The sequence below is a fragment of the Cellulomonas olei genome (assembly GCF_039548315.1).
Lineage (GTDB): Bacteria > Actinomycetota > Actinomycetes > Actinomycetales > Cellulomonadaceae > Cellulomonas.
Genome location: NZ_JBCLVN010000004.1, coordinates 143,037 through 168,474 on the forward strand (window position 1 = coordinate 143,037; position 25,438 = coordinate 168,474).

Consider the following 25,438-nt stretch of genomic DNA (forward strand, 5'->3'; position numbering starts at 1 on the left):
GCCCGCGCGCTCGTGGGAGGATCGCCCGGTGGCACAGCACCCTGCTCCCGACAGCTCCCGCTCGCCCGCGCGGCCGTCCGCGCTCGACCCCGCCGTAGCCGCCCGGCTGAGCCGTGACCCCGCCGGCCTGGTCGCCGCCGTGGTGCAGCAGCACGACACCGGCGACGTCCTCATGGTCGGCTGGATGGACGACGAGGCGCTGCACCGGACGCTCACGACCGGCCGCGTCACGTTCTGGAGCCGCTCGCGGCAGGAGTACTGGCGCAAGGGCGACACGTCCGGTCACGCCCAGTACGTGAAGTCGGTCGCGCTGGACTGCGACGGCGACGCCCTGCTGGTCCGCGTCGACCAGGTCGGCGCGGCCTGCCACACGGGGGCACGGACGTGCTTCGAGGCGGGCGGCCCGCTGGCCGCCGTCGTGGGGGAGCGCCCGGTCGCGACCGCCGGGGGTGCGGCGTGACCGCGCCGGCAGCCGCGCAGCCGCTCCCGACGTCGCCCGGCACGCCGCCGGTGCCGGCCGAGGCGCCCGTCGAGGTCCCGTGGGGCGCCACGTGGCCCCACCTCGACGAGTTCCGCACCCGCGCCGCCGACCGCCGCGTCATCCCCGTGGTGCGCCGGCTGCTGGCCGACGACACCACGCCGGTCGGTCTGTACCGCACGCTCGCGGCCGGCCGGCCGGGCACGTTCGTGCTGGAGTCGGCGGAGCAGGACGGCACCTGGTCGCGCTGGTCGTTCGTCGGCGTGCGGTCCCGGGCGACGCTCAGCGTCCGCGACGGCCGCGCGGTGTGGACCGGTGACGTGCCTGCGGGCGTGCCGACCGACGGGGACCCGCTGGAGGTGCTCGGCGGCACGCTCGAGGTGCTGCGCACGCCCGCCGTGCCGGGGCTGCCCCCGCTGACGGGCGGTCTCGTCGGCGCGCTCGGGTGGGACGTGGTGCGGCACTGGGAGCCGACGCTGCCGGCCGCGGCTCCGGACGAGCTCGGCGTGCCCGAGCTCACCCTGTGCCTGGCCACCGACCTCGCGGTCACCGACCACCGGGACGGCTCCGTGTGGCTGATCGCGAACGCGATCAACTTCGACGGCACCGACGAGCGCGTGGACGAGGCGCACGCCGACGCGGTGGCGCGGCTCGACGCGATGCAGGAGGCCCTGCTGCGTCCCGCGGCGCCCGCGGCGGCTGAGCTCGGGGACGCACCGGTGCCGGAGCTCGAGTTCCGCTCCACCGCCGAGGAGTACGAGCGGGCCGTCCTCACCGGCAAGGAGGCGATCCGCGACGGCGAGGTGTTCCAGGTCGTGCTGTCCCAGCGCCTCGACCTCGACTGCCCCGCCGACCCGCTCGACGTGTACCGCGTGCTGCGCACGGTGAACCCGAGCCCGTACATGTACTACCTCCAGCTCCAGGACGCCCACGGCCGCGACTTCGCGGTGGTCGGGTCGAGCCCGGAGACGCTGGTGAAGGTCACCGAGGGGCACGTCACGACGTTCCCCATCGCCGGGTCCCGGCCGCGCGGGGCCACCCCGGAGGAGGACCGGGAGCTGCACGACGCGCTGCTCGCGGACCCGAAGGAGCGCGCGGAGCACCTCATGCTCGTCGACCTGGCGCGCAACGACCTGGTCAAGGTGTGCGAGCCCGCGACCGTCGAGGTGGTGGAGTTCATGGAGGTCCGCCGCTTCAGCCACATCATGCACATCTGCTCGACGGTCGTCGGGCGGCTGCGTGCCGGCGCGACGGCGCTGGGCGCGCTGACCGCGACGTTCCCGGCCGGGACGCTCTCGGGGGCCCCGAAGCCGCGGGCGATCGCCCTGATCGACGAGATCGAGCCGGCGCGCCGCGGGATCTACGGCGGCACGGTCGGCTACTTCGACCTGGCCGGCGACATGGACATGGCCATCGCGATCCGGACGGCGCTCATCCGCGACGGCCGCGCCAGCGTGCAGGCGGGCGCGGGCATCGTCGCCGACTCGGTGCCGGAGACCGAGTACCGGGAGTCGCGCGACAAGGCGGCGGCCGCCGTCCGGGCGGTGCAGATCGCGTCGCGCCTGCGCGGGGCGGGACGGCATGGCGGCTGAGGACGCCGCGGCAGGGGCGGCGCCCCGGCGGCGCGCCGCCGCCGGTCGTGGCCGGGCGGTGCTCGCGCTGCTGGTGCTCGCCGGGCTGGCCGGGGTCGTGACGCTGCCCGCGTGGGTGACGGCCGAGGGGGCCGACGCGCTCGGTGAGCCGGTCGCGGTCACCGTGCGCGGCTCGGCCGCTGCGCCGGGGATCGTCGCCGGCGCGCTGGTGCTGCTCGCCGCGGCCGGTGCGGTGGGGCTCGTCGGCCGGGTGGGGCGCTGGGTGGTCGTCGCGGTCGTGGCCGCCGCCGGCGTGCTCGTCACCGCCTCGGCGCTGGCGGCACGCAGCGGGGCCCGGTCGGTGGCGGAGCGGGCCGCGGCCGACGCGACGGGCGTGGCGACCCTGGCGGGCGAGGCCGTCGTGGGCGCCTGGCCCGTCGTCGCCGCCGCCGTGGGGCTGCTCGCCGTCGCCGGCGCGGCGTGGCTCGCCGTCGCGTCGGGCCGGTGGGCGGCACCGTCCGACCGTCACGAGCGCGCCGCACGGGCCGGCGGTGGGGGCGGTGCCGTCGAGGCCGGCACCCCGGGCGCCGGGACCTCCCGTCCCGTCGCCGCCGCGGGCACGGACGGCGCGCCGACCGCGGACGAGCGCAGCACCTGGGACGCGCTGAGCCGGGGCGACGACCCGACCTGAGCGGCGCCCGCGCGTCCGCTAGGGTGACGACACCACGTCATGAAAGGTGTGTTGCCACGATGGTCGAGCAGTCGGTCCGTTCCCCCGGTGTCGTGACCGGTGCCCCGCAGTCCCCGGGTTCCGAGACGCTGCGGCTGCCGCCGTCGGCGCCCCCCACGAACCACGGCCACACCACGGCCGCGTGGACGACCACCGTCATCGTGCTCGTCGGCGCCGTGGCCGCCGCGCTCGGCATGATCGTCGGGCAGGTCTGGCTGTTCTGGGTCGGTATGGGCGTCGCGCTCGGCGGCGTCGTGGTCGGCAAGGTCCTGCAGGTCGCGGGCTACGGCCAGGGCGGCCGGCACACGCTGGAGAAGCAGCGCCGCACCGGCGGGCACTGACGCGTCGCGCCGGTCGGAGCCGTCCGGCTGAACCTGGGCGCACGGGGATCCCACCGCTGGACGGCGGCCCCCGGCTCCGGTACACCTGAGGGGCCGCTGAGAGCGCTCATCTGCGCAGACGCGAACGATCCACCGACGGACCACCACGACAGGAGCGCCATGTCGACGCCCAACCAGCCGCAGGACCCGTACTCCCACCCCGAGGGCGACGGCTCCGGCCAGCAGCCCGGCGGCACGCCCGGCGGCATCCCGCAGTACGGCCAGTACTCGTCCAGCGACCCGGCGGGCGGCTACGGCCAGCCCGGCGCGTACGGCCAGCCCGCGGGCTACGGGCAGCAGGGCTACGCCGCACCGCCGCAGAACTACCTCGTCTTCTCGATCCTCGCGACGGTGCTGTGCTGCATCCCGCTGGGCATCGTGTCGATCGTCTTCGCCTCGCAGGTCAACACGAAGTGGAACGCCGGTGACCAGGCCGGAGCGCTGGAGTCCGCCCGCAAGGCCAAGCAGTGGGCGATCTGGAGCGTCGTCGCAGGCCTGGTGTTCACGATCCTGTACGGGATCCTGATCTTCGCCGGCGTCCTCAGCACGGACTTCACCTCGTCGTACTGAGCCACCGTGGTCACCGACCGGCAGCTTCCCGACGCCGTCGGGTCGGCGCACGCCGACCCGCGCCGCAGCACGTCGCCCCAGGGCGGCGCGCTGCGGCGCGTGGCGTCGGGGCCGCTGCTCGTGGCCGGTGCGGCGGGCGCGGCCCTGGCGGTGCTGGCGACGGTCGACCCGAACCGCCCGGGCCACTACCCGACCTGCCCGTTCCTCATGCTGACCGGGCTCTACTGCCCGGGGTGCGGCTCGCTGCGGGCGCTGCACGACCTCACGCAGCTCGACGTCGCGGGCGCGTGGGGCATGAACCCGCTGCTCGTCGTGGCCCTGCCGTTCCTCGTCGCGAGCTGGCTCGCGTGGACCCGCCGCTCGGCGCGGGGGACCCCCAAGTCGCGCCTGCTGCCCGGGTGGACCGTCAACGCCCTGCTCGTCCTGCTGGTCGTCTACTGGGTGGCCCGCAACGTGCCGGCGCTGGCGCCCTGGCTGGCCCCCTGACCTGCTCCTGCGCGGACGGCGGCGGTCGCGTCGCGTCCCACCGACTGGGCCGTGGTCGGGCCCTGTGCCCGGCGCCCCCTACGATGGCGAGGGCGGCACCGCGCGGCGGGCAGCCGCGGACTCGGGGGAGATGAGGACCGATGGGCACCGTGCTGGACGACATCGTGGCGGGCGTCCGCGAGGACCTCGCCGTGCGTGAGGCCGCGACGCCGCTGGCCGTGCTCAAGGAGCGCGCCGCCCGCGTGCCGGGTGCCAAGGACTGCGTCTCGCGGCTGCGGCTCGACGACGCCGTCACGGTGATCGCCGAGGTCAAGCGGTCCAGCCCGAGCAAGGGCGCCCTCGCGACGATCACCGACCCCGCCGCGCTCGCCGCCGAGTACGAGAAGGGCGGCGCGACCGTCATCTCGGTGCTCACCGAGCAGCGCCGGTTCAACGGCAGCCTGGCCGACCTCGACCACGTGCGCGCCGCGGTGGACATCCCGGTGCTGCGCAAGGACTTCGTCGTCACGCCGTACCAGGTGTGGGAGGCGCGGGCGCACGGCGCCGACCTGGTGCTGCTCATCGTGGCGGCGCTCGAGCAGACCGTCCTGACCTCCCTCGTGGAGCGCGTGCACTCCCTCGGCATGACCGCCCTGGTCGAGGTGCACGACACCGAGGAGGTGCTGCGCGCGGTGGACGCGGGCGCCCGCGTCGTCGGCGTGAACGCCCGGAACCTCAAGACGCTCGACGTGGACCGCGGCACGTTCGCCCGCGTCGCGCCGGCCATCCCGGCGGACGTCGTCAAGGTGGCGGAGTCGGGCGTGCGGGGACCGCACGACGTCATGGACTACGCCCGGGCGGGCGCCGACGCGGTGCTCGTGGGCGAGGCGCTCGTCACGGACGACGCGCCGCGGCAGTCGGTCGCGGACCTCGTGGCGGCGGGCGCGCACCCGTCGCTGCGCGCCGTCCGGCAGTGACACGCACCAGCAGCACGGCAGCGAGGAGCAGCGAGTGACCACGGGTCGGCAGGGTCCGCAGGTCCCCCTGGTGGGGGAGACGCCCGGGGGGCCGCTCGGCACCCACACGGGCCCGTACTTCGGTGACTTCGGTGGCCGGTTCGTCCCGGAGGCGCTGGTCGCGGCGCTCGACGAGCTCGACACGGAGTTCCACAAGGCGCTGGCGGACCCGTCGTTCGGCGCGGAGCTCGCCCGGCTGCACCGCACGTACACCGGGCGGCCGAGCCCGCTCACCGAGGTCAGGCGGTTCGCGGAGCACGTCGCCCCGGGCGTGCGGGTGTTCCTCAAGCGCGAGGACCTCAACCACACCGGCTCGCACAAGATCAACAACGTGCTCGGCCAGGCGCTGCTCGTGAAGCGCATGGGCAAGACGCGCGTGATCGCGGAGACCGGCGCGGGCCAGCACGGTGTGGCCACGGCCACCGCGGCGGCGCTGCTCGACCTCGAGTGCGTCGTCTACATGGGCGAGGAGGACACGCAGCGCCAGGCGCTCAACGTCGCCCGGATGCGGCTGCTCGGCGCGACCGTCGTCCCGGTGACCATCGGGTCGCGCACCCTGAAGGACGCGATCAACGAGGCCCTGCGCGACTGGGTGGCGAACGTCGAGACGACGCACTACCTGCTCGGCACCGTGACGGGCCCGCACCCGTTCCCCGAGATGGTCCGCGACTTCCACAAGATCATCGGCGAGGAGGCGAAGGCCCAGCTCGCCGAGGAGATCGGCCGGCTGCCCGACGCCGTGGCGGCCTGCGTGGGCGGCGGGTCCAACGCGATGGGCATCTTCAACGCGTTCCTCGACGACCCGTCGGTGCGGCTGTTCGGCTTCGAGGCCGGTGGCGAGGGCATCGCGTCCGGGCGTCACGCGTCCCGGTTCAGCGGCGGCTCGCCGGGCGTGCTCCAGGGCACCAGGTCGTACCTGCTCCAGGACGACGACGGCCAGACGCTGCCCAGCCACTCGGTCTCGGCGGGCCTGGACTACCCGAGCGTCGGTCCCGAGCACGCGTGGCTGCACGACATCGGCCGGGCGCAGTACCGGCCCGTCACCGACGCCGAGGCGATGGACGCCTTCCAGCTCCTGTGCCGCACCGAGGGCATCATCCCGGCGATCGAGTCGGCGCACGCCCTCGCGGGCGCGATCCAGCTCGGCCGGGAGGTCGCGGGCTGGGAGACGCCCGACGGCCGCGAGCCCGTCCTGCTGGTGAACCTCTCGGGGCGCGGCGACAAGGACGTGGCGACCGCGGCGGCGTGGTTCGACCTGCTGGAGGACAAGCCGGTCGTGCAGGCGGACGAGGGAGAGCAGCTGTGAGCGACGTGGCGACGACCTCGCGGACGGCCGCGACGCTGGACCGCGTGAAGGCCGAGGGGCGGGCCGCGCTCGTCGGGTACCTGCCGCTCGGCTTCCCGAGCGTGGCGGGTTCCGTCGCCGCCGCCCGCACGATGGTGGAGGCCGGCGTCGACGTGGTCGAGCTCGGCCTGCCGTACTCCGACCCCGTGATGGACGGGCCCGTCATCCAGCACGCCGTCGACCACGCGCTGGCCGGCGGCACCCGGGTGCGCGACGTCCTCGGTGCCGTCGAGCAGATCGCGGCCACCGGCGCGCCCGTGCTCGTCATGACGTACTGGAACCCGGTGCTGCGCTACGGCGTCGACGCGCTCGCCCGCGACCTCGCGTCGGCCGGCGGGGCCGGGCTCATCACGCCGGACCTCATCCCCGACGAGGGTCAGGACTGGATCGCCGCCTCGCGCGAGCACGACCTCGACCGGGTGTTCCTCGTCGCGCCGTCGTCCACGCCCGAGCGCCTGGCGATGACGGCCGCGGCGTCGCGCGGGTTCGTGTACGCGGCGTCCACGATGGGCGTGACGGGGGAGCGGACCACGGTCGGCGCCCGCGCGGAGCAGCTCGTCGCGGACACCCGCGCGGCGGGCGCGGACCACGTGTGCGTCGGCCTGGGCGTGTCCCGGCCGGAGCAGGCGCAGGACATCGGGCGGTACGCGGACGGCGTCATCGTCGGCTCGGCGTTCGTCCGGGCGCTGGCCGGCGCCGACGACGAGCGCGCGGGGCTCGACGCCCTGGCCGCGGTCGCGTCCGGCCTGGCCGACGGCCTCCGCCGCTCCCGCTGACCCGCGCCGCCCGTCCGCGCCGCCCGCCGACCGGCGCCGAACGCCGATCCGCGCCGCCCGCCGAGGTCGTCACACCCGGCCGAGGTCGTCACGTGCACGTGACGACCTCGGCCCGACGTGACGACCTCGGCCCGACGTGACGACCTCGCGCGCCCGGAGGCCGCCGGGCGCTGCCGGACGCGCTGCCGACCGCCCGGCGGCGTGGCCTAGGCTCGCGTCGTGATCCTCAGCCTCGCCACGGCCCTCCCGGCCGCGATCCCGAGCCCGTCGCAGGGCGTCTGGCACCTCGGCCCGGTGCCGCTGCGCGCCTACGCCCTGGCGATCCTGCTCGGCATCGTCGCGGCCGTCCTGCTGACCCAGCGGCGGTGGAGGGAGCGTGGCGGCGACCCCGACCAGGTGCTCGAGATCGCGTTCTGGGCGGTCCCGTTCGGCATCGTCGGCGGCCGGCTGTACCACGTGGTCTCCTCGCCGGACGCCTACTTCGGGGCGGGCGGCGACCCGTGGAAGGCGTTCGCGATCTGGGAGGGCGGCCTCGGCATCTGGGGGGCGATCGCGCTGGGTGCGGTCGGCGCGTACATCGGCTGCCGCCGGCAGGGCGTGTCGTTCCCGGTGTTCGCGGACGCGCTGGCTCCCGGCCTCCTGGTCGCGCAGGCCATCGGGCGGCTCGGCAACTGGTTCAACCAGGAGCTGTTCGGCGGCCCGACGACGCTGCCCTGGGGCCTGCGGATCGACGACGCGCACCTGCCCGCCGGCTACGAGCCCGGCACGCTGTTCCACCCGACGTTCCTGTACGAGCTGCTGTGGAACCTGGCCGGCGCGGCGCTGCTCATCTGGCTCGACCGCCGGTTCCGGCTCGGTCACGGCCGGGTGTTCTGGCTGTACGTCGTGGTCTACACGACGGGGCGGCTGTGGATCGAGCTGCTGCGCATCGACCCCGCGGAGATGATCGGCCCGTTCCGGCTCAACGTGTGGACGTCGATCATCGTCGGCCTGGGCGCGCTGGTAGCGTTCGTGGTCGTCGGACGTCGTCATCCTGGACGCGAGACCACACCCGACCTGCGCGGATCCGGTACGCAGGACGCCGATGTGGAGGAGCACGGCACCGCCCGCTGACCGCGGCTCAGCCCGTGTGACCCACGTCACTTTCTCGCGATGTGAGCGCCTGTGTTTCCGGCAGGTATCGTCGCCACACTGTTGCCCGGGCCGATGACGTCCCAGCCCCCCAAGCTCTATCTGGCCCCCACGGGTCGTGAGGACGGTGCTGATGGCCGCGTCGCCACTGCGTCTCGGTGCTTCCCCCGCCGTGCCGCGTCCGGGTCTGTACGACCCGGCCGCCGAGCACGACGCGTGCGGGTTCGCGTTCGTCGCGACGCTGCGCGGCACCCCCGGCCGCGACATCGTGGACGCCGGGCTGACCGCGCTGCTCAACCTCGACCACCGCGGTGCGGTGGGCGCGGAGGAGAACAGCGGCGACGGCGCCGGCATCCTCACGCAGATCCCCGACGCGTTCCTGCGCGACGTCGTCGACGCCGAGCTGCCGCCCGCCGGCCGCTACGCGATCGGCATGGCGTACCTGCCGCAGGACGACGAGGAGCGGACCGTCGCGGTGCGCGCCGTCGAGGCGATCGCGGCGGAGGAGAAGCTCGACGTGCTCGCGTGGCGCGACGTGCAGGTGACGGCGGACCTCGTCGGCCCGACCGCCCGTGCCGCTATGCCGGTGTTCCGCCAGCTCGTCGTGGCGGACCCGTCGCGCGAGCTCGCGGGCATCGACCTGGACCGCCGGGCGTTCCGGCTCCGCAAGCGCGCCGAGCGCGAGCTGGGCGTCTACTTCGCGTCGCTGTCCGCCCGCACGCTCACCTACAAGGGCATGCTCACCACCGGGCAGCTCGAGCCGTTCTTCGCCGACCTGTCGGACCCGCGGTACGCCTCCGAGCTCGCGCTGGTCCACTCGCGGTTCTCCACCAACACGTTCCCGTCGTGGCCGCTGGCGCAGCCGTTCCGGATGGTCGCCCACAACGGCGAGATCAACACCGTGCGCGGCAACCGCAACTGGGTGGCCGCCCGCGAGGGGATGCTGCGCTCCGAGCTGCTGGGCGACCTGACGCCGCTGCTGCCCGTGTGCACGCCGGGCGGGTCGGACTCCGGCTCGTTCGACGAGGTGCTCGAGCTGCTGCACCTGGCCGGCCGGTCGCTGCCGCACGCGATCATGATGATGATCCCGGAGGCGTGGGAGAACCACGCCCAGATGGATCCCGCGCGCCGCGCGTTCTACGAGTACCACGCGAGCCTCATGGAGCCGTGGGACGGCCCGGCGGCGATGACGTTCACGGACGGCACGCTGATCGGCTCCGTGCAGGACCGCAACGGCCTGCGCCCGGGGCGGTTCTGGGTCACCGAGGACGGGCTCGTCGTCATGGCGTCGGAGGCCGGCGTCCTGGACCTCGACCCGGCGACCGTCGTGCGCAAGGGCCGGCTGGAGCCGGGGCGCATGTTCCTCGTCGACACCGGCCAGGGCCGGATCGTCGAGGACGAGGAGATCAAGGCCCAGCTCGCCGCCCAGCGCCCGTACGCCGAGTGGGTCCGCGAGAACTCCGTCTACCTGGAGCAGCTGCCGGAGCGGGAGCACATCGCGCACTCGTCGGCCTCCGTCCGCCGGCGCCAGCGCACGTTCGGGTACACGGAGGAGGAGCTGAAGATCCTCCTCACGCCCATGGGCGCCACGGGCGCCGAGCCGCTGGGCGCGATGGGCTCCGACACCCCCGTCGCGGTCCTGTCGCAGCGGCCGCGCATGCTGTTCGACTACTTCACGCAGATGTTCGCGCAGGTGACGAACCCGCCGCTGGACGCGATCCGCGAGGAGCTGGTGACCTCCATCGGCGGGGCGATCGGCCCGGAGCCGAACCTGCTCGAGGACACCCCGCTGCACGCCCGCAAGCTCGTGCTGCCGTTCCCGGTGCTCGACAACGACGGCCTGGCGAAGATCGTCAAGATCGACAAGGACCCGGCGATGGCCGGGATCTTCCGCGCGACGATCGTGCGCGGCCTGTACGCGGCCTCCGGCGGTGGCGAGGCGCTCGAGCAGCGCCTCGAGGAGATCTTCGCGGAGTGCGACCAGGCGATCGCCGACGGCGTGAGCTTCCTGGTGCTGTCCGACCGCGACTCCGACGCCGACCGCGCGCCGATCCCGTCGCTGCTGCTGCTGTCCGCGGTGCACCACCACCTGCTGCGCCGGCACACCCGCACCCAGGTGTCGCTGGTCGTCGAGGCCGGTGACGTCCGCGAGGTGCACCACGTCGCGCTGCTGATCGGCTACGGCGCGGCGGCGGTCAACCCGTACCTGGCCATGGAGTCCGTCGAGGACCTCGCGGCGAACGGCTACCTGCCGGGCGTGAGCCCCGAGCAGGCGGTGAAGAACCTCATCAAGGCGCTCGGCAAGGGCGTCCTGAAGGTCATGTCGAAGATGGGCATCTCGACCATCGCGTCCTACCGCGGGGCGCAGGTGTTCGAGGCGATCGGCCTGTCGCACGCGCTGGTCGACCGGTACTTCACCGGCACCACCAGCCGGCTCGGCGGCATCGGCCTGGACGTCATCGCGGCCGAGGTCGCCGCGCGGCACGCCGACGCGTACCCGGCGAACGGCAACCGGCTGGCCCACCGCCGGCTGGCGACCGGCGGCGAGTACCAGTGGCGCCGCGACGGCGAGGACCACCTGTTCGACCCGGAGACCGTGTTCCGGCTGCAGCACTCCACCCGCACGCGGCAGATGGACGTGTTCCGGTCGTACACCCACCGCGTGAACGAGCAGTCGCAGCGGCTCATGACGCTGCGCGGGCTGCTCGAGCTCAAGGACGGCGAGCGCCCGCCGGTCCCGGTCGACGAGGTCGAGCCGGTCAGCGAGATCGTCAAGCGGTTCAGCACGGGTGCGATGTCCTACGGCTCCATCTCGATGGAGGCCCACGAGACCCTCGCGATCGCGATGAACCGGCTCGGCGCCAAGTCGAACACCGGCGAGGGCGGCGAGGACCCGGAGCGCCTGCACGACCCGGAGCGCCGCTCCGCGATCAAGCAGATCGCGTCGGGCCGGTTCGGCGTGACGTCGGAGTACCTGACGTTCGCGGACGACATCCAGATCAAGCTCGCCCAGGGCGCCAAGCCGGGCGAGGGCGGCCAGCTGCCCGGCCCGAAGGTGTACCCGTGGGTCGCGCGGACCCGGCACTCGACGCCGGGCGTCGGCCTGATCTCGCCGCCGCCGCACCACGACATCTACTCGATCGAGGACCTGGCGCAGCTCATCCACGACGCCAAGAACGCGAACCCGCGGGCGCGGATCCACACCAAGCTCGTCAGCGAGTTCGGCGTCGGCACCGTGGCGGCGGGCGTGGCCAAGGCGCACTCCGACGTCGTGCTCATCTCGGGCCACGACGGCGGCACCGGCGCCTCGCCGCTGACGAGCCTCAAGCACGCCGGCACGCCCTGGGAGATCGGCCTGGCCGAGACCCAGCAGACGCTCGTGCTCAACAACCTGCGCGACCGGGTGGTCGTGCAGGTCGACGGCCAGCTCAAGACGGGCCGGGACGTCGTCATCGGCGCGCTGCTCGGCGCGGAGGAGTTCGGCTTCGCGACCGCGCCGCTCGTGGTCTCGGGCTGCATCATGATGCGCGTCTGCCACCAGGACACCTGCCCGGTGGGCGTCGCGACGCAGAACCCGGAGCTGCGCTCCCGGTTCACCGGCAAGCCGGAGTTCGTCGTCACGTTCTTCGAGTTCATCGCCCAGGAGGTCCGGGAGATCCTGGCCGGGCTCGGGTTCCGCAGCATCGAGGAGGCCGTCGGCCACGTCGAGCTGCTCGACACCCGCAAGGCCGTGGACCACTGGAAGGCGCAGGGCCTGGACCTCGCGCCCGTGCTCGCGCAGCCGGAGCCCGTCCCGGGGTCGTCGCTGCACCACGTGCACGACCAGGACCACGGCCTGGACCGCGCCCTGGACAACCAGTTCATCGCGATGGCGGGGCCGGCCCTGGAGGACGCCCGCCCGGTGCGCATCGAGCTGCCGGTGCGCAACGTCAACCGGACGGTCGGCACGATGCTCGGCCACGAGGTCACGCGGCGCTACGGCGGCGAGGGCCTGCCGGACGACACGATCGAGGTCGTGCTGACGGGCTCGGCAGGGCAGTCGTTCGGGGCGTTCCTGCCGCGCGGCATCACGCTGCGGCTCGAGGGCGACGCGAACGACTACGTCGGCAAGGGCCTGTCGGGCGGCCGGGTCGTCGTGCGGCCCGACCGCAACGCCGTCCTCAGCGGCGAGCACAACGTCATCGCCGGCAACGTCATCGGCTACGGCGCGACCTCGGGCGAGCTGTTCCTCCGGGGCGTGGTCGGCGAGCGGTTCGGCGTGCGGAACTCCGGCGCGACGCTGGTCGTCGAGGGCGTGGGGGACCACGGCTGCGAGTACATGACCGGCGGCACCGTCGTGGTGCTCGGACGGACGGGGCGCAACTTCGCGGCCGGCATGTCCGGCGGCACGGCGTACGTGCTGGACCTCAAGTCGGAGCGCGTCAACGTGCAGGGTGTCGCCTCGGGCGAGCTCGGCCTGGCGCCGCTCGACGACGAGGACGCGCAGGTCGTGCTGGCGCTGCTGCGGCGGCACGCGGACGAGACGGGCTCGCGGGTCGCGGCGGAGCTGCTCGCCGACTGGTCCGGCGACGGCGGCACGGCGCGCGCCCGGTTCACCCGGGTGCAGCCGACCGAGTACGCCCGCGTGCGCGCGGCACTGGCGAAGGCCGAGGCGGACGGGCTGGACCCGAGCGCCCCCGGCGTGTGGGAGGGCATCCTGGAGGTGGCACGTGGCTGACCCCCGTGGGTTTCTGAAGGTGCGGGAGCGCGAGCTGCCCGCCAACCGTCCGGTGCCCCTGCGGCTCATGGACTGGCGCGAGGTGCACGAGCACCGCAGCGTCGCCGACGACCCGCAGTCCGCGACCCTGCTGCACCGGCAGGCCGGGCGCTGCATGGACTGCGGCGTGCCGTTCTGCCACAACGGCTGCCCGCTCGGGAACCTCATCCCCGAGTGGAACGACCTCGTGTGGCGCGGCCAGTGGGGCGACGCGATCGAGCGCCTGCACGCGACGAACAACTTCCCGGAGTTCACGGGCCGGATCTGCCCGGCCCCGTGCGAGTCGGCGTGCGTGCTGGGGATCAACCAGCCCGCGGTGACGATCAAGAACATCGAGGTCTCGATCATCGACGAGGCCTTCGACCGCGGGCTCGTGCAGCCGCAGGTGCCGCAGCGCCTGTCCGGGCACACCGTCGCCGTCGTGGGCTCCGGCCCCGCCGGTCTGGCGGCCGCCCAGCAGCTGACGCGCGCCGGGCACACCGTGGCGGTGTACGAGCGGGACGACGCGATCGGCGGTCTGCTGCGGTACGGCGTGCCGGACTTCAAGCTCGAGAAGCGGCACATCGACCGCCGCCTCGAGCAGATGGCGGCGGAGGGCACCCGCTTCCGCCCGAACGTGGCGATCGGCCGCGACATCACCTGGGAGCAGCTGCGTGCCCGGTACGACGCCGTGGTGGTCGCCACCGGCGCGACCGTGCCGCGCGAGCTGCCGCTGCCGGGCCGCGAGCTGGCGGGCATCCACCCGGCGATGGAGTACCTGCACCGCTCGAACGCCCAGGTGGCGGGCAAGGCTGTGCCGGACCCGATCGACGCGCGCGGCAAGCACGTGGTGGTCATCGGCGGCGGCGACACCGGGTCCGACTGCGTCGGCACCGCGCTGCGGCAGGGCGCCGCGTCGGTCACGACCCTGGCCATCGGCAAGCAGCCCCCGGTGGAGCGCCCGGCGAACCAGCCGTGGCCGACCGACCCGGTGCTGTTCGAGGTGTCGTCCTCGCACGAGGAGGGCGGCGAGCGCGCGTACCTGGCGTCGACCGTGGCGTTCGTCGGCGACGACGAGGGCCGGGTCACGCACCTGCGGCTCGCGACGACCGAGTACCTGCCCGACGGCCGCCGCGTCCCCACCCCGGGGACGGAGCGCGACGTGCCGGCGGACCTGGTGCTCATCGCCATGGGCTTCACGGGCCCGGAGACGCAGGAGCTCGTCGAGCAGGCCGGCGTCGACCTCACCGCGCGCGGCACGGTGGCGCGCACGGACGACTTCGCGACGTCCGTGCCCGGCGTGTTCGTGGCCGGCGACGCGGGCCGCGGCCAGTCGCTCATCGTGTGGGCGATCGCCGAGGGCCGCGCCGCCGCCGCTGCGGTCGACACCTACCTCGGCGGGTCGACCGAGCTGCCCGCGCCGGTGACGGCGGGGACGGTCGCGCTGCGCGCCTGAGACGGTGCCGACGGTGCCCGGGCGGGGTGACCCGCCCGGGCACCGTCGTGTCCGGGCCGCGCGTGCGGGTGCGGCCCGGCCACGACGGCGTCGCGGTCGCGGTCGCGCGACCCGCCGCGTCCGTGATGCGGGACGGCACGGTCCACGGGTCGGGCCGGGAGGCGGGACGTTCGGTCCAGTCCGGGGCCCGCGCGGAGCCGTAGGTTCGGGCACCATGGCCGACCCCCGGGGCTTCCTCGCCCACCGCTCGCGCGAGCTGCCCGCGAACCGTCCCGTGGCGCTGCGGCTCCTGGACTGGCGCGAGGTCCACGCGCACCGCGCCGGCCACCCGGAGGACCTGGAGCGGCTGCACCGGCAGTCGTCGCGGTGCATGGACTGCGGCGTCCCGTTCTGCCACCACGCGTGCCCGCTCGGCAACCTCATGCCGGAGTGGAACGACCTGGTGTGGCGGGGCCAGTGGGGCGACGCCGTCGAGCGGATGCACGCGACGAACAGCTTCCCGGAGATCACCGGGCGGGTGTGCCCGGCGCTGTGCGAGGCGTCCTGCGTGCTGGGCCTCAACCAGGAGGCGGTGACGATCCGCGAGATCGAGCTGGCGATCGCCGAGGAGGGCTTCGCCCGCGGGCTCGTGGAGCCGCAGGTGCCGCAGTGGCTCACCGGCCAGACCGTGGCCGTCGTCGGCTCGGGCCCCGCCGGCCTGGCCGCGGCGCAGCAGCTCACGCGCGCCGGGCACACGGTGGCGGTGTACGAGCGCGCGGACGCGCCCGGCGGCCTGCTGCGGTACGGCATCCCCGAGTACAAGCTCGAGAAGGCCGTGCTGGACCGGCGCATCGCCCAGATGACCGCCGAGGGGACCCGGTTCCGGTGCGGCGTCGAGGTCGGCGCCGACGTCTCCGGCGAGGAGCTGCGGGACCGGTACGACGCCGTGCTGCTGTGCGTCGGGTCCACCGTCCCGCGCGACCTGCCGGTGCCGGGGCGCGACCTGGCCGGCGTGCTGCCCGCGATGGACTACCTGGTGCCCGCCAACCGGGCCGCGGTCGGCCTGCCCGCGCCCGGCCAGGTGCTCGCGACCGGGCTCGACGTCGTGGTCGTGGGCGGCGGCGACACCGGCGCGGACTGCCTCGGCACGGCGCTGCGTCAGGGCGCCCGGTCGGTCACGCAGCTCGAGATCATGCCCGCCCCGCCCGCCGAGCGCTCGCCCGAGCAGCCGTGGCCGCTGTGGCCGGTGCTGTTCAAGGTGTCGTCGGCGCACGAGGAGGGCGGCGAGCGGGAGTTCGCCGCCGCGACCACGGCGCTGCTCGGGGACGACGCCGGGCACGTGCGGGCGCTGCGTCTCGCCGAGGTCCGCCTCGAGGACGGCCGCCCGGTGCCCGTGCCCGGCACGGAGCGGGAGGTCCCGGCCCAGCTGGTGCTGCTCGCCCTCGGCTTCACCGGGCCGGAGCAGGGGCCGCTCCTGGAGCAGCTCGGCCTCGCGACCGGCCCGCGGGGGACGGTCGAGCGCCGCGACGACTTCAGGACCAAGGTCCCGGGTGTCTACGTCGCCGGTGACGCAGGCCGCGGGCAGTCCCTCGTGGTGTGGGCCGTGGCTGAGGGCCGTGCCGCTGCGGCGGCCGTAGACTCCTACCTGTCCGGCAGTACCGCGCTGCCCGCTCCGGTGACCGCGAGCACGGCTGCGATGCGGCCGTGACCCACCACCCGCGTACGTCCGGGCCGCTCCGTGCCCAGCAGGACGTTCGGTCCGAACCGCCATCCACGAAAGGCCTAGGCTTTCCCCATGCGTAGAGCGAAGATCGTCTGCACCATCGGCCCCGCCACGGAGTCCGCCGAGCAGATCCAGGCCCTGGTGGACGCCGGCATGGACGTCGCGCGGCTGAACCGCAGCCACGGCGACACCGAGGTGCACAAGCGCGTGTACGACAACGTGCGCGCCGCCGCGAAGGCGTCGGGCCGGTCGGTGGCCGTCCTGGTCGACCTGCAGGGCCCGAAGATCCGCCTCGGCCGCTTCGTCGAGGGCAAGCACGAGCTCGCCGAGGGTGACGTCTTCACGATCACCACCGAGGACGTGCCGGGCACCAAGGAGCTCGTCTCCACGACCCACAAGGGCCTCGCGGACGACGCCCGCGTCGGCGACCCGCTGCTCATCGACGACGGCCGCGTGCTGGTGCGCGTCACCGCCGTCGAGGGCCCGCGCGTGGTCACCCGCGTCGAGGTCGGCGGCCCGGTCTCCAACAACAAGGGCATCAACCTGCCGGGCGTCGCCGTCTCCGTCCCCGCGATGAGCGAGAAGGACGAGGAGGACCTGCGCTGGGCTCTGCGCACCGGCGCCGACATCATCGCCCTGTCCTTCGTCCGCAACGCCGCCGACTACGACGACGTGCGCCGGATCATGGAGGAGGAGGGCCGGGTCGTCCCGGTCATCGCCAAGGTCGAGAAGCCGCAGGCCGTCGAGAACCTGGCCGAGATCGTCGACGCGTTCGACGGCATCATGGTCGCCCGCGGCGACCTCGGCGTGGAGCTCCCGCTGGAGCAGGTCCCGCTGGTCCAGAAGCGCGCCGTCGAGCTGGCCCGCCGCAACGCGAAGCCGGTCATCGTCGCCACGCAGGTGCTCGAGTCGATGACGAACAACCCGCGCCCGACGCGCGCCGAGACCTCGGACTGCGCCAACGCGGTGCTCGACGGCGCGGACGCGGTCATGCTGTCCGGCGAGACCAGCGTCGGCGAGTACCCGATCGAGACGGTCCGCACCATGGCCCGGATCATCGAGGCGACCGAGGAGCTCGGCCGGGAGCGCATCGCCCCGCTCGGCTCGACCCCGCACACCCGCGGTGGCGCCATCACCCGCGCGGCGGCCGAGATCGGCGAGACGCTCGGCGTGAAGTACCTCGTCACGTTCACGCAGTCCGGTGACTCGGCGCGCCGCATGTCGCGCCTGCGCTCGCCGATCCCGCTGCTCGCCTTCACCCCGAAGGCCGCGGTGCGCAACATCCTCTCGCTGAGCTGGGGCGTGCAGACCTACGAGGTCCCGCAGGTCGAGCACACCGACGCGATGGTCCAGCAGGTCGAGTCCACCCTGCGCGCCCAGGGCCTGGCCGAGGTCGGCGACTACGTCGTCGTCGTCGCCGGCACCCCGGTCGGCGTGGTCGGGTCGACCAACACGGTCGTCGTGCACAAGATCGGCGACGAGGCCGCGGGCCGCATCGCCTGACGTCACCGTCGCACCCGCCGGGGGCCCCGCAGTCGCGTGCTGCGGGGCCCTCGGCGCGTCCGGGCCCCGGCGGAGGGTCGATCAGGGCCGCGCTGCCATGAGGCGCTCGGCGACCGCGGCGACCTCCTGCGGCGTGCCGACGATCTCGAAGTGCATCTCGTCGGGCCGGTCGAAGTCGCCACCCCACGCCACCACCGGCGCGAACTCGGCGAGGATGTCCCGCACCGTGGCGACCTGGGCCGCGGTGAACGTGCCGGACTCGCCCTCCGGGTGCGCCGTCGCGTTGAAGTCGACCGCCGTGCCCGAGGCGTGGTTGGACAGCGGGTCGCCGTCCTCGCGCTGCTCCCCGGCCGCCCAGCCCCACGAGGTCGCGCGGTCGATCGGCTCCACCTCGCCGTTGAAGCGGTCCGCCACGTGGATGAGGACGACGTCGACGTCGCCGGCGCGCACGCGTCCCGTGACCCAGGCGAACGGCGTCAGCCGGCGGTCGTGCGCCTCGCCGATCGCGGGCCAGCCGTTGGCCGTCGTCGGGCCGGTCCCGAGGACCGGGGGGCGGCCGAGCACCCGGACGCCGACGGCCGCACCGGCCAGGAGCGCCAACGCGATCCCCGCGACCGCGAGCACCACGCCCGGTCCGCGCCGGGGGTCGGGGACGTGGCGTGCCCGGCGCCCGGCGGGCGCGTGCGGCGAGGGTGGGGGCGGCGGCGGTGCCGCACCGGCGGAGGTCGCAGTGACGGGGGACGAGGGCACGGGCGCTCCGGGGGCTGGTCGCGGGTGGCGTGGCCGGCCGCGTCACGGGCGCCGTCGGGGCGGTCGGGCGCGTGCGGCCGCCTCCATCGTGCTCGGCGGGCCGGGGCGGACGGGGTCCACCTGCCACGCCGGTGGCAGGCCGCAGCGGCGCACGGGAGCCCGGGACCGACGGCCCTGGTGGGACGCCCCGCCGGCTGGTGGAGTGGCGGGCATGACACGTGCGCGGCGGGTGCTGGCCGGGATCGGGGTCGTCGCGGGGGCCGCGGTCGTGCGGCACCGGGCGCTCCACTGGGGTGCGACGCAGGTCGAGCGCGCCGTGGACCTCCCGGGCGACGGCCTGCTCGTGCGGTCCGACCTCACCGCGACGCGGGCGATCACCGTCGCCGCGCCGCCCGAGCGCGTGTGGCCGTGGCTGGTGCAGCTCGGCTGGGGGCGTGGCGGCTTCTACTCCTACGACGCGCTCGAGAACCTCATCGGGCTCGGCATCCACTCGGCGGAGCGCGTGGAGCCGCAGTGGCAGGGCCTCGCCGTGGGTGACGCGGTGCACCTCGCGCCGCAGGTGGGGCTCGAGGTGCGCGTGCTCGAGCCCGAGCGCGCCCTGGTGCTCGCCGGCACCGCGCCGCAGGGCGGTCCCGCCGCGGTGCCCTACGACTTCACGTGGGCGTTCGTGCTCCGGCCCGGGCCCGAGGCCGGCACGACGCGCCTGGTCGTGCGCGAGCGGTACCTCTGCCGCACTCCCGCGGCCCGGCCGCTGGTCGAGGTGGTGTCGGTGCTCAGCACCGTGATGTCCGAGCGGATGCTGCGCGGCGTCCGCGACCGCGCGGAGCGTGCCGCGTAGCGCGGTCGGCCACCACGGCATAGCGTCGGGAGGGCGGGACCGGCACCCGGGTGCACGGGTCCCGCGGGACGGACGGACGACGGGAGCGGGCGTGGACGGGATCGGGGTGCTGACCGACGGGTTCGGCCGGATCGGCGGGCTGGTGCACGGCGTGCTGGACGGCCTGGGGGAGCAGGAGCTCACCGCCCGCCTCGGCCCGGAGGCCAACACGATCGCCTGGCTGGTGTGGCACCTGGCACGCGTCGAGGACGCCCAGGTCGCCGACCTCGCCGGGACCGAGCAGGTCTGGCACGCACAGGGCTTCGCCGACCGGTTCGCGCTGCCGTTCGACCGCGGTGCCACCGGGTACGGGCAGTCGCCGGACGAGGTCGCGCAGGTGCGCGCGGACGCGTCGCTGCTGGGGGAGTACGCCGACGCGACGCGCGCCGCGACCGACGCCTACCTGGCGACCCTCGAGGACGCCGACCTCGCCCGCGTGGTCGACGAGCGCTGGGACCCGCCGGTGACGGTCGGCGTCCGGCTCGTCAGCGTCCTGGGGGACGTGCTCGAGCACGCCGGGCAGGCGGCGTACGTGCGCGGCGTCGTCACCGGGCGCTGACCGCCGCACGCTCCGAGCACCCGCACCGACCCCGCCGACCCGTGCGCGTCGAGCCCGTCAGCCCCGAGGTCGTCGTCCGGCGCCTCACCGACCGCGTCGACGCCGACCTGGCGGGTGCGGCGCCCGGACGGCGGTGGCGGGTCGTCCTCGACGGCGCACCGCCCACCCTCCCGGGTGACCTGGCGGAGGCGCTGGTCGACCCGTTGCGGGCCCGCGGGCACGCGGTGGTCGTCGTGGCGGCGGCCGACTTCCTCCGTCCCGCCGGGGTCCGCCTCGAGCACGGCCGCACGGACCCGGACGCGCTGCTCGACGACGCGCTCGACGACGCCGCGCTGGTCCGGGAGGTGCTGCACCCGCTCGGCCCGGACGGCGACGGGACCTACCTGCCCGCGCTGCGCGACGCCGCCCGCGACCGCTCGGCGCGCGCCCGGCGCACCGCGGCCCCCGCGGGATCGGTGCTGCTGCTGCACGGCGGCCTGCTGCTCGGGCGGCGGCTGCCGGCCGACCTGACCGTGCACCTCGCCGTCCGTCCCGCCACCCTGGCCCGGCTGACGCCGCCGCAGGACGCGTGGCGCCTGGCCGCGGAGGAGCGGTACCGCGCGGAGGCGGACCCGGAGGGCACCGCGGACGTGGTCGTGCGCGTCGACGACCCGAGGCGGCCCGGCTGGGTCGTCGAGCGCTGAGCGGCGCCGGGGCCGGAGGTCCGTGGCAGCGCTCGTCCCGCGGGTGCATCCTGGGTGCGGGAGGCGAGGACGATGGCGACGACGACGAGGTCGGCGGAGTACGACGCGTTCGGGCCCTGGGTCGACCGGGTCCGCGGACTCCAGGACGTGCCGCGGCTCTACCGCGACCACCCGCTCGACCTGGCGGCCAGCAGGCTGGTGCTCAAGGTCCCGCGCGACATCGCCCGGCGCGACGCGACGCCCGACATGGACCTCTACGACCACCTGCTCGTCCTGGGTCCCGACCGCTTCACCGCGCTGAGCCGCCGCGAGGGCGCGCGCTACGACGTGCGGGAGGTGCCGTACGCCGGCGTCGCCGCGGTGCGCACCAGCGTCGACCTGCTGGACGGGCGGCTCACCGTGCACGCGCTGACCGGGAGCCCGGTGCAGGTGCGGTTCAGCGGCTCCTCGGCGGACGTCGTCGGCGGCTTCGTCGACCTGCTGCGGCTGCTCGCCTGGCCGGCCGGCGCCGGCGGGGCGGACGCGGAAGCGCCGGCGCCGGGCGGTCCGGTGGACGACCACGGGCGCGTGCTGTCCCGCCGGGCGCTGGGCGACCGCGAGATCGGCCTCGTCGGCGCGTACCGGGAGGTCGCGGACCGCGAGCCCCGCCTCCGCACGCTCGCGGCGCACCCGCGGCGCGTCGTCACGCCGGCGTCCGGCGGGGGCCGCCTGCTGCACCTGCTGCACCCCATGACCGTCCAGGGCGCTGTCATCTGCTCCGACGGCCGCGAGCTCCAGGTGTTCGGCCGCGCGGCGTGGCTGGTGCGCGGCCGCACCCCGGTGCACTCCGAGTCGCGCCTGGTCCTGCCGGTCGCGCGCCTGACCGCCGTGCAGGAGCTCCGGCACCCCCGCTACCCGGACGTCACGGTCGTGGTGCTGCGCGCCGGCGACACCGAGATCGAGCTGCCGGTCCCGTCGGACTCCGACGCGCGGCGGGTTCTCACCGGCCTGGCCCCGGGGGCGTGAGGGAGAGGCGTCCCGGGAGCGCCCGACCCCGGCCGGGCGCCGTCGAGCGCCCTGCTACCTCTTGGTGACGGTCACGTCGACGGTGTCACCGACGTCCTTGCCGAGCGCCCGGCGGACCTTCGCGCTGAGCGAGATCATGTGCGCGCCCGTCCCGGTGACCATGGCCCCGACGTCGTCCAGGACGACGTCGTCGACCGTCGCGTCGACCCTGACGGTCCTGCCGGTCCCGAAGAACTCAGCGGATCCCGGGATCTCGACGCAGCTCCACACGTCCCCCTTGATCTCGACGCCGATCGACGTCCGGAAGCTCAGCTTCTCCGTGGTCACGCGCCGAGCCTATGCGGCCTCCGCGCGACCCGCCCTCCGCGGTGGCCCACCCGGGAGCCGCCGCGGTCGTCGCGCCCGGCCGGTGTCGCGACCGAGTCGGGGGGAGCGTGACCTGCACCCGGGGGCGACGAGAGCCCCAGGTCGATGACCTGGGGCTCTGCGTGGTGGGCGATACTGGGATCGAACCAGTGACCTCTTCCGTGTCAGGGAAGCGCGCTACCGCTGCGCCAATCGCCCGGGCGATACGAGGTGGAGATGGGATTCGAACCCACGTATACGGCTTTGCAGGCCGCTGCCTCGCCTCTCGGCCACTCCACCCTGAGACCTCAGTCCTCAGCGACCGAGGTGGTCGGCCGGGAGTGTCTGCCTCCGAGCGGACGACGGGATTCGAACCCGCGACCCTCACCTTGGCAAGGTGATGCTCTACCACTGAGCCACGTCCGCGCGCCACGTTCCACCGGTTCTCACCGGCTTTCCGGGTGCGTCGAGAACTTTAGCCCAGTCCGGACGCGAGAGTCCAACCGGCCCCCGGCACCCCCGGAGTTCCGCACGATCACGCGGGTCGCCCGGCGTGTCGGCCGGCGCGTACGTGCGCCGGGGGAGTCGCGGGGCGGCGGCTGGCTACCGTGAGCCCGTGTCCCGCGACTCCCGTGCCGCTCGCCGCCGCCCCGTCCGCCGGCCGGACGGGGCGGGCGGCGTGGCGTGGTTCGGCGGGCGGGTGCTGCACGACGCGGTCGAGCACGTGCCGGACGTGGCCGCCGAGCCGGACCGCCTCCGGGCGCCGGGGCACTGGGTGCTGGTCGGGGAGTTCGAGGGGCGGGTCGCGGCCTGGCGGTTCGCGTCGTCGCGACCCGGTGCCGTCGACGACGACGGCACCGGGTGGCACGGCCCCGGCCCCGGGAGCTGGCGGTCGTCGCTGTCCCGGCAGGGGTACGTCGACGGCGTCGGGGCGGTGCGGTCCGCGATCCGGGAGGGGACGGTCTACCAGGCCAACCTCTGCCGGGTGCTGAGCGCCCCGCTGCCCGCCGGCCCGGGCGGCGCCGAGCCCGACGCGCGCGCCCTGGGCGCCCTGCTCGCGGCGGGCAACCCCGCGCCGTACGCGGGCGGCGTCCACGTCCCGGCGGGGGCGGCGGTGCCGCCGGTGTGGGTGGTCACCGCGTCGCCGGAGCTCTTCCTGCGGATCGCGGGCGGCTGGGTGACGTCCGCACCGATCAAGGGCACCGCGCCGGAGCCGGAGGGCCTGACCGCCAAGGACCACGCCGAGAACGTGATGATCACCGACCTGGTGCGCAACGACCTCCAGCGGGTGTGCGAGCCGGGGACGGTCGAGGTCACGACGCTGCTGGGCGTCGAGCGGCACCCGGGCCTCGCCCACCTCGTCTCGACGGTGCGCGGCCGTCTCCGCGCGGACGTGCTGGACGGTCCGCTCTGGGGCGACCTGCTGGGGGCGACGTTCCCGCCCGGCTCGGTGTCCGGGGCGCCGAAGCGGGCGGCGCTGGACGTGCTGGCGCGTCTCGAGCCCGTGCCCCGCGGTGTGTACTGCGGCGCGGTCGGCCTGGTCGACGTCGCGGAGGACGGCGCCGTGGCCGGCGAGCTGGCCGTCGGGATCCGGACGTTCGCGTGGAGGGACGGCGTGCTGCGGTTCGGGACCGGTGCGGGCATCACGTGGGGGAGCGACGCCGAGGCCGAGTGGGCGGAGACGGAGCTCAAGGCGCGGCGGCTCGTCGCGCTGGCGTCGCGCGCGGGCGACACGGCCCCGGTGCGAGACTGACCGGCGTGGTGACGGCGACGACGGTGCTGTGGGCGGACGGGCGGCTGCGCGACCCGGCCGAGCCCGTGCTGCCCGGCACCGACGCCGGGTTCACGACCGGGCTCGGGGTGTTCGAGACCTGCGCGGTGCGGTCGGGGCGCGCGTTCGCCCTGAGCCGGCACCTCGCGCGGCTCACCGCGTCGCTGCGGGCGCTGGACCTGCCGCCCGTCCCGGAGCAGGACGTGCGCGAGGCCGTCACGGCCGTCCTCGGCGCGGGGGGTCGGGAGGTGGGCCGGCTCCGGGTCACCGTGGGCGCGGGCGTCCCGTCCGGGCGCCCCTCGCTCGTGGTCGCCGCCGGCCCGGCGCCCGTCCGCGGTCCCGCGCACGTGGTGCGCTCGCGCTGGGTGCGCAACGAGCGCTCGCCGCTCGCGGGGCACAAGTCGACGTCGTACGCCGCGGACGTGCTCGCTCTGGCCGCGGCGACGGCGGCCGGGGGGAACGAGGCGCTGCTGGCCAACACGCGCGGTGAGCTCTGCGAGGGGACCGGCTCCAACGTGTTCGTCGAGCGCGACGGGGAGCTGCTGACCCCCGTGACGGCGTCCGGGTGCCTGCCCGGTGTGACGCGGGCGCTGGTCCTGGAGTGGGCTGAGGAGGCCGGCTTGCCGGTGCGGGAGGCCCACGAGGGCGAGCTGCCGTGGTCCGTCGTGGAGGACGTGCGCGGCGGAGAGGCCGGGATGGCGCTGAGCGGGTCGCTGCGTGGGTTCGCGGCGGTGGCCGTGGTGGAGGGCACGGAGGTGGCCGCGGGTCCGCTGACGGAGCGGGTGGCCGCGCTCGTCGCCGAGCGGTCGGCGTCGGACCTCGACCCCTGACGGGGTGGAGCCGGCCGGTGTCAGGCGGTGAGGAGCGCGGCGATCAGCGCCGCGATCTCGCCCTCCATGCGGTCGCTCTCGGCGCCCAGGGCGACGAGCTGCTCCGTGGCGGTGAGGAAGCGCTCGAGCGGCTCCGACGGGGCGGCGAGCAGCGCGCTGCCCTCGACGCCCGTCAGGGAGATCAGCGTGAACAGCGGGTCCTCGTCGCGCCAGACCTGCACGTCGCCGCTGCCCGCGGGGTCGTCGGCGTCGGCGAGCATGCCCTGGAGCAGCAGCTCGCGGCCGAGCAGCCACACGGAGGTGGACTGCGGGCTCGTGAACACGGCGCGCACCGTGTAGGGGTCGCTCACGCGGTACGACAGCTCCGCGGTCACCGGCAGGACGCTGGCGTCGGAGCTGATGAGCTGCATGGCGACGGACTCGACGACGTCGTACGAGCGCTGGGCCACCGCATCCTCCTTCACCACACGTCTGACGTGGAGACCATGATGGCAGCCGCGGTGGCCCGCGCCGAGACGTGGACGCGAGTTTCACCCGGTGGGACTGCTCAGCGACGCGTCGGAGCTGCCGAGAACGGTCCCCGCACGGGTGCCCGGCGGGCTCGATCCCGCTGGTGGAGCGGGATCCCCGGGGGTCGCGCCGCCGGTTTCGTCTCCCGGCCGCGGGTCGGGTAGAGTTGTCGACCGCCGGGCGATTGGCGCAGTGGTAGCGCGCTTCGTTCACACCGAAGAGGTCACTGGTTCGAACCCAGTATCGCCCA

23 protein-coding genes and 4 tRNA genes are annotated in these 25,438 nt (G+C 75.1%); 21 read left to right on the forward strand and 6 right to left on the reverse strand.

Annotated features, from left to right (window positions below; genetic code table 11):
• Positions 1 to 28 precede the first annotated feature (28 nt).
• The 14 genes from hisI to pyk all read left to right on the forward strand — a co-directional run bounded on the left by hisI (position 29) and on the right by pyk (position 17,858).
• Positions 29 to 460 (forward strand): phosphoribosyl-AMP cyclohydrolase, encoded by a 432-nt coding sequence (hisI, locus tag AAHH18_RS02120; RefSeq protein ID WP_343300393.1) that lies wholly within the window; start codon positions 29 to 31, stop codon positions 458 to 460.
• A gap of 50 nt (positions 461 to 510) precedes the next feature.
• Complete coding sequence (locus AAHH18_RS02125) at positions 511 to 2,070, forward strand: anthranilate synthase component I (protein WP_283322035.1); 1,560 nt, start codon at positions 511 to 513, stop codon at positions 2,068 to 2,070.
• Entirely contained in the window at positions 2,060 to 2,740 is a 681-nt protein-coding gene (locus AAHH18_RS02130) for a Trp biosynthesis-associated membrane protein (RefSeq protein WP_343300394.1), read from the forward strand. The genes AAHH18_RS02125 and AAHH18_RS02130 overlap by 11 nt, the downstream gene beginning before the upstream one ends.
• A 59-nt stretch (positions 2,741 to 2,799) precedes the next feature.
• Positions 2,800 to 3,120, forward strand: coding sequence for an HGxxPAAW family protein (locus AAHH18_RS02135; RefSeq protein WP_283320209.1), 321 nt, complete (start codon positions 2,800 to 2,802; stop codon positions 3,118 to 3,120).
• Between the two features lie 159 nt (positions 3,121 to 3,279).
• A complete protein-coding gene (locus tag AAHH18_RS02140) occupies positions 3,280 to 3,729 on the forward strand; it encodes a CD225/dispanin family protein (protein WP_283320210.1) in 450 nt (149 codons plus the stop codon).
• A gap of 6 nt (positions 3,730 to 3,735) precedes the next feature.
• A complete protein-coding gene (locus AAHH18_RS02145; RefSeq protein ID WP_343300395.1) occupies positions 3,736 to 4,215 on the forward strand; it encodes a DUF2752 domain-containing protein in 480 nt (159 codons plus the stop codon).
• Between the two features lie 140 nt (positions 4,216 to 4,355).
• Complete coding sequence (gene trpC, locus AAHH18_RS02150) at positions 4,356 to 5,171, forward strand: indole-3-glycerol phosphate synthase TrpC (protein ID WP_343300396.1); 816 nt, start codon at positions 4,356 to 4,358, stop codon at positions 5,169 to 5,171.
• A 70-nt stretch (positions 5,172 to 5,241) separates the two neighbouring features.
• Positions 5,242 to 6,516 (forward strand): tryptophan synthase subunit beta, encoded by a 1,275-nt coding sequence (gene trpB / locus AAHH18_RS02155; protein WP_283322036.1) that lies wholly within the window; start codon positions 5,242 to 5,244, stop codon positions 6,514 to 6,516.
• Positions 6,513 to 7,331: a tryptophan synthase subunit alpha gene (trpA, locus tag AAHH18_RS02160; protein ID WP_459349064.1), complete on the forward strand. Its 819-nt coding sequence runs from the start codon at positions 6,513 to 6,515 to the stop codon at positions 7,329 to 7,331. Before trpB ends, trpA begins: the two co-directional genes overlap by 4 nt.
• 222 nt (positions 7,332 to 7,553) lie before the next feature.
• Positions 7,554 to 8,444 carry a prolipoprotein diacylglyceryl transferase gene (gene lgt, locus AAHH18_RS02165; RefSeq protein ID WP_459349068.1) on the forward strand — a complete coding sequence of 297 codons (891 nt, stop codon included), beginning with the start codon at positions 7,554 to 7,556 and terminating at the stop codon, positions 8,442 to 8,444.
• A 151-nt stretch (positions 8,445 to 8,595) separates the two neighbouring features.
• Positions 8,596 to 13,179 carry a glutamate synthase large subunit gene (gene gltB / locus AAHH18_RS02170; protein ID WP_343300397.1) on the forward strand — a complete coding sequence of 1,528 codons (4,584 nt, stop codon included), beginning with the start codon at positions 8,596 to 8,598 and terminating at the stop codon, positions 13,177 to 13,179.
• Positions 13,172 to 14,653 carry a glutamate synthase subunit beta gene (locus AAHH18_RS02175; protein ID WP_283320215.1) on the forward strand — a complete coding sequence of 494 codons (1,482 nt, stop codon included), beginning with the start codon at positions 13,172 to 13,174 and terminating at the stop codon, positions 14,651 to 14,653. Before gltB ends, AAHH18_RS02175 begins: the two co-directional genes overlap by 8 nt.
• A gap of 214 nt (positions 14,654 to 14,867) precedes the next feature.
• Complete coding sequence (locus AAHH18_RS02180; protein ID WP_283320216.1) at positions 14,868 to 16,340, forward strand: glutamate synthase subunit beta; 1,473 nt, start codon at positions 14,868 to 14,870, stop codon at positions 16,338 to 16,340.
• 87 nt (positions 16,341 to 16,427) lie between these two features.
• Positions 16,428 to 17,858, forward strand: a complete 1,431-nt coding sequence (gene pyk / locus AAHH18_RS02185; RefSeq protein ID WP_283320217.1) for a pyruvate kinase — start codon at positions 16,428 to 16,430, stop codon at positions 17,856 to 17,858.
• A gap of 81 nt (positions 17,859 to 17,939) precedes the next feature.
• Here pyk and AAHH18_RS02190 read toward each other — a convergent pair whose 3' ends face one another.
• A complete protein-coding gene (locus AAHH18_RS02190) occupies positions 17,940 to 18,485 on the reverse strand; it encodes a M15 family metallopeptidase (protein ID WP_343300398.1) in 546 nt (181 codons plus the stop codon).
• Positions 18,486 to 18,819: 334 nt separating this feature from the next.
• Here AAHH18_RS02190 and AAHH18_RS02195 point away from each other — a divergent pair, with 334 nt between their 5' ends.
• From AAHH18_RS02195 to AAHH18_RS02210, 4 genes are all read left to right on the forward strand, one after another.
• Entirely contained in the window at positions 18,820 to 19,446 is a 627-nt protein-coding gene (locus AAHH18_RS02195) for an SRPBCC family protein (protein ID WP_343300399.1), read from the forward strand.
• A 91-nt stretch (positions 19,447 to 19,537) separates the two neighbouring features.
• Positions 19,538 to 20,044, forward strand: a complete 507-nt coding sequence (locus AAHH18_RS02200; RefSeq protein WP_283320220.1) for a mycothiol transferase — start codon at positions 19,538 to 19,540, stop codon at positions 20,042 to 20,044.
• A 41-nt stretch (positions 20,045 to 20,085) separates the two neighbouring features.
• Entirely contained in the window at positions 20,086 to 20,727 is a 642-nt protein-coding gene (locus AAHH18_RS02205; protein ID WP_343300400.1) for a nucleoside/nucleotide kinase family protein, read from the forward strand.
• A gap of 72 nt (positions 20,728 to 20,799) precedes the next feature.
• Positions 20,800 to 21,732: a hypothetical protein gene (locus tag AAHH18_RS02210; protein WP_343300401.1), complete on the forward strand. Its 933-nt coding sequence runs from the start codon at positions 20,800 to 20,802 to the stop codon at positions 21,730 to 21,732.
• 54 nt (positions 21,733 to 21,786) lie between these two features.
• Here the strand turns inward: AAHH18_RS02210 and AAHH18_RS02215 are convergent, their stop codons facing one another.
• The 4 genes from AAHH18_RS02215 to AAHH18_RS02230 form a co-directional block, all read right to left on the reverse strand.
• On the reverse strand, positions 21,787 to 22,059 hold the full coding sequence (locus AAHH18_RS02215) for a DUF1905 domain-containing protein (protein ID WP_283320223.1): 273 nt from the start codon (positions 22,057 to 22,059) through the stop codon (positions 21,787 to 21,789).
• 162 nt (positions 22,060 to 22,221) lie between these two features.
• Positions 22,222 to 22,296 (reverse strand) — tRNA-Val (locus AAHH18_RS02220).
• Positions 22,297 to 22,306: 10 nt separating this feature from the next.
• Positions 22,307 to 22,377: transfer RNA gene (locus tag AAHH18_RS02225), tRNA-Cys, on the reverse strand.
• A gap of 54 nt (positions 22,378 to 22,431) precedes the next feature.
• Positions 22,432 to 22,503, reverse strand: a tRNA-Gly gene (locus AAHH18_RS02230).
• 190 nt (positions 22,504 to 22,693) lie between these two features.
• On the opposite strand from AAHH18_RS02230, the gene AAHH18_RS02235 reads away from it, so the two are divergent.
• Positions 22,694 to 23,830 carry a chorismate-binding protein gene (locus tag AAHH18_RS02235; RefSeq protein WP_343300402.1) on the forward strand — a complete coding sequence of 379 codons (1,137 nt, stop codon included), beginning with the start codon at positions 22,694 to 22,696 and terminating at the stop codon, positions 23,828 to 23,830.
• Positions 23,831 to 23,835: 5 nt separating this feature from the next.
• Entirely contained in the window at positions 23,836 to 24,678 is an 843-nt protein-coding gene (locus AAHH18_RS02240; RefSeq protein ID WP_343300403.1) for an aminotransferase class IV, read from the forward strand.
• 20 nt (positions 24,679 to 24,698) lie between these two features.
• Here AAHH18_RS02240 and AAHH18_RS02245 read toward each other — a convergent pair whose 3' ends face one another.
• Complete coding sequence (locus AAHH18_RS02245; protein WP_283320225.1) at positions 24,699 to 25,127, reverse strand: SsgA family sporulation/cell division regulator; 429 nt, start codon at positions 25,125 to 25,127, stop codon at positions 24,699 to 24,701.
• A 239-nt stretch (positions 25,128 to 25,366) separates the two neighbouring features.
• On the opposite strand from AAHH18_RS02245, the gene AAHH18_RS02250 reads away from it, so the two are divergent.
• A tRNA-Val gene (locus AAHH18_RS02250) sits at positions 25,367 to 25,438 on the forward strand.

Bases quoted from the DNA above. Each gene is read 5' to 3' on its own strand.
- AAHH18_RS02130 (WP_343300394.1), top strand. From the start codon at position 2,060: ATGGCGGCTGAGGACGCCGCGGCAGGGGCGGCGCCCCGGCGGCGCGCC.
- AAHH18_RS02135 (WP_283320209.1), top strand. From the start codon at position 2,800: ATGGTCGAGCAGTCGGTCCGTTCCCCCGGTGTCGTGACCGGTGCCCCG.
- AAHH18_RS02140 (WP_283320210.1), top strand. From the start codon at position 3,280: ATGTCGACGCCCAACCAGCCGCAGGACCCGTACTCCCACCCCGAGGGC.
- trpC (WP_343300396.1), top strand. From the start codon at position 4,356: ATGGGCACCGTGCTGGACGACATCGTGGCGGGCGTCCGCGAGGACCTC.
- gltB (WP_343300397.1), top strand. From the start codon at position 8,596: ATGGCCGCGTCGCCACTGCGTCTCGGTGCTTCCCCCGCCGTGCCGCGT.
- AAHH18_RS02180 (WP_283320216.1), top strand. From the start codon at position 14,868: ATGGCCGACCCCCGGGGCTTCCTCGCCCACCGCTCGCGCGAGCTGCCC.
- pyk (WP_283320217.1), top strand. From the start codon at position 16,428: ATGCGTAGAGCGAAGATCGTCTGCACCATCGGCCCCGCCACGGAGTCC.
- AAHH18_RS02195 (WP_343300399.1), top strand. From the start codon at position 18,820: ATGACACGTGCGCGGCGGGTGCTGGCCGGGATCGGGGTCGTCGCGGGG.
- AAHH18_RS02210 (WP_343300401.1), top strand. From the start codon at position 20,800: ATGGCGACGACGACGAGGTCGGCGGAGTACGACGCGTTCGGGCCCTGG.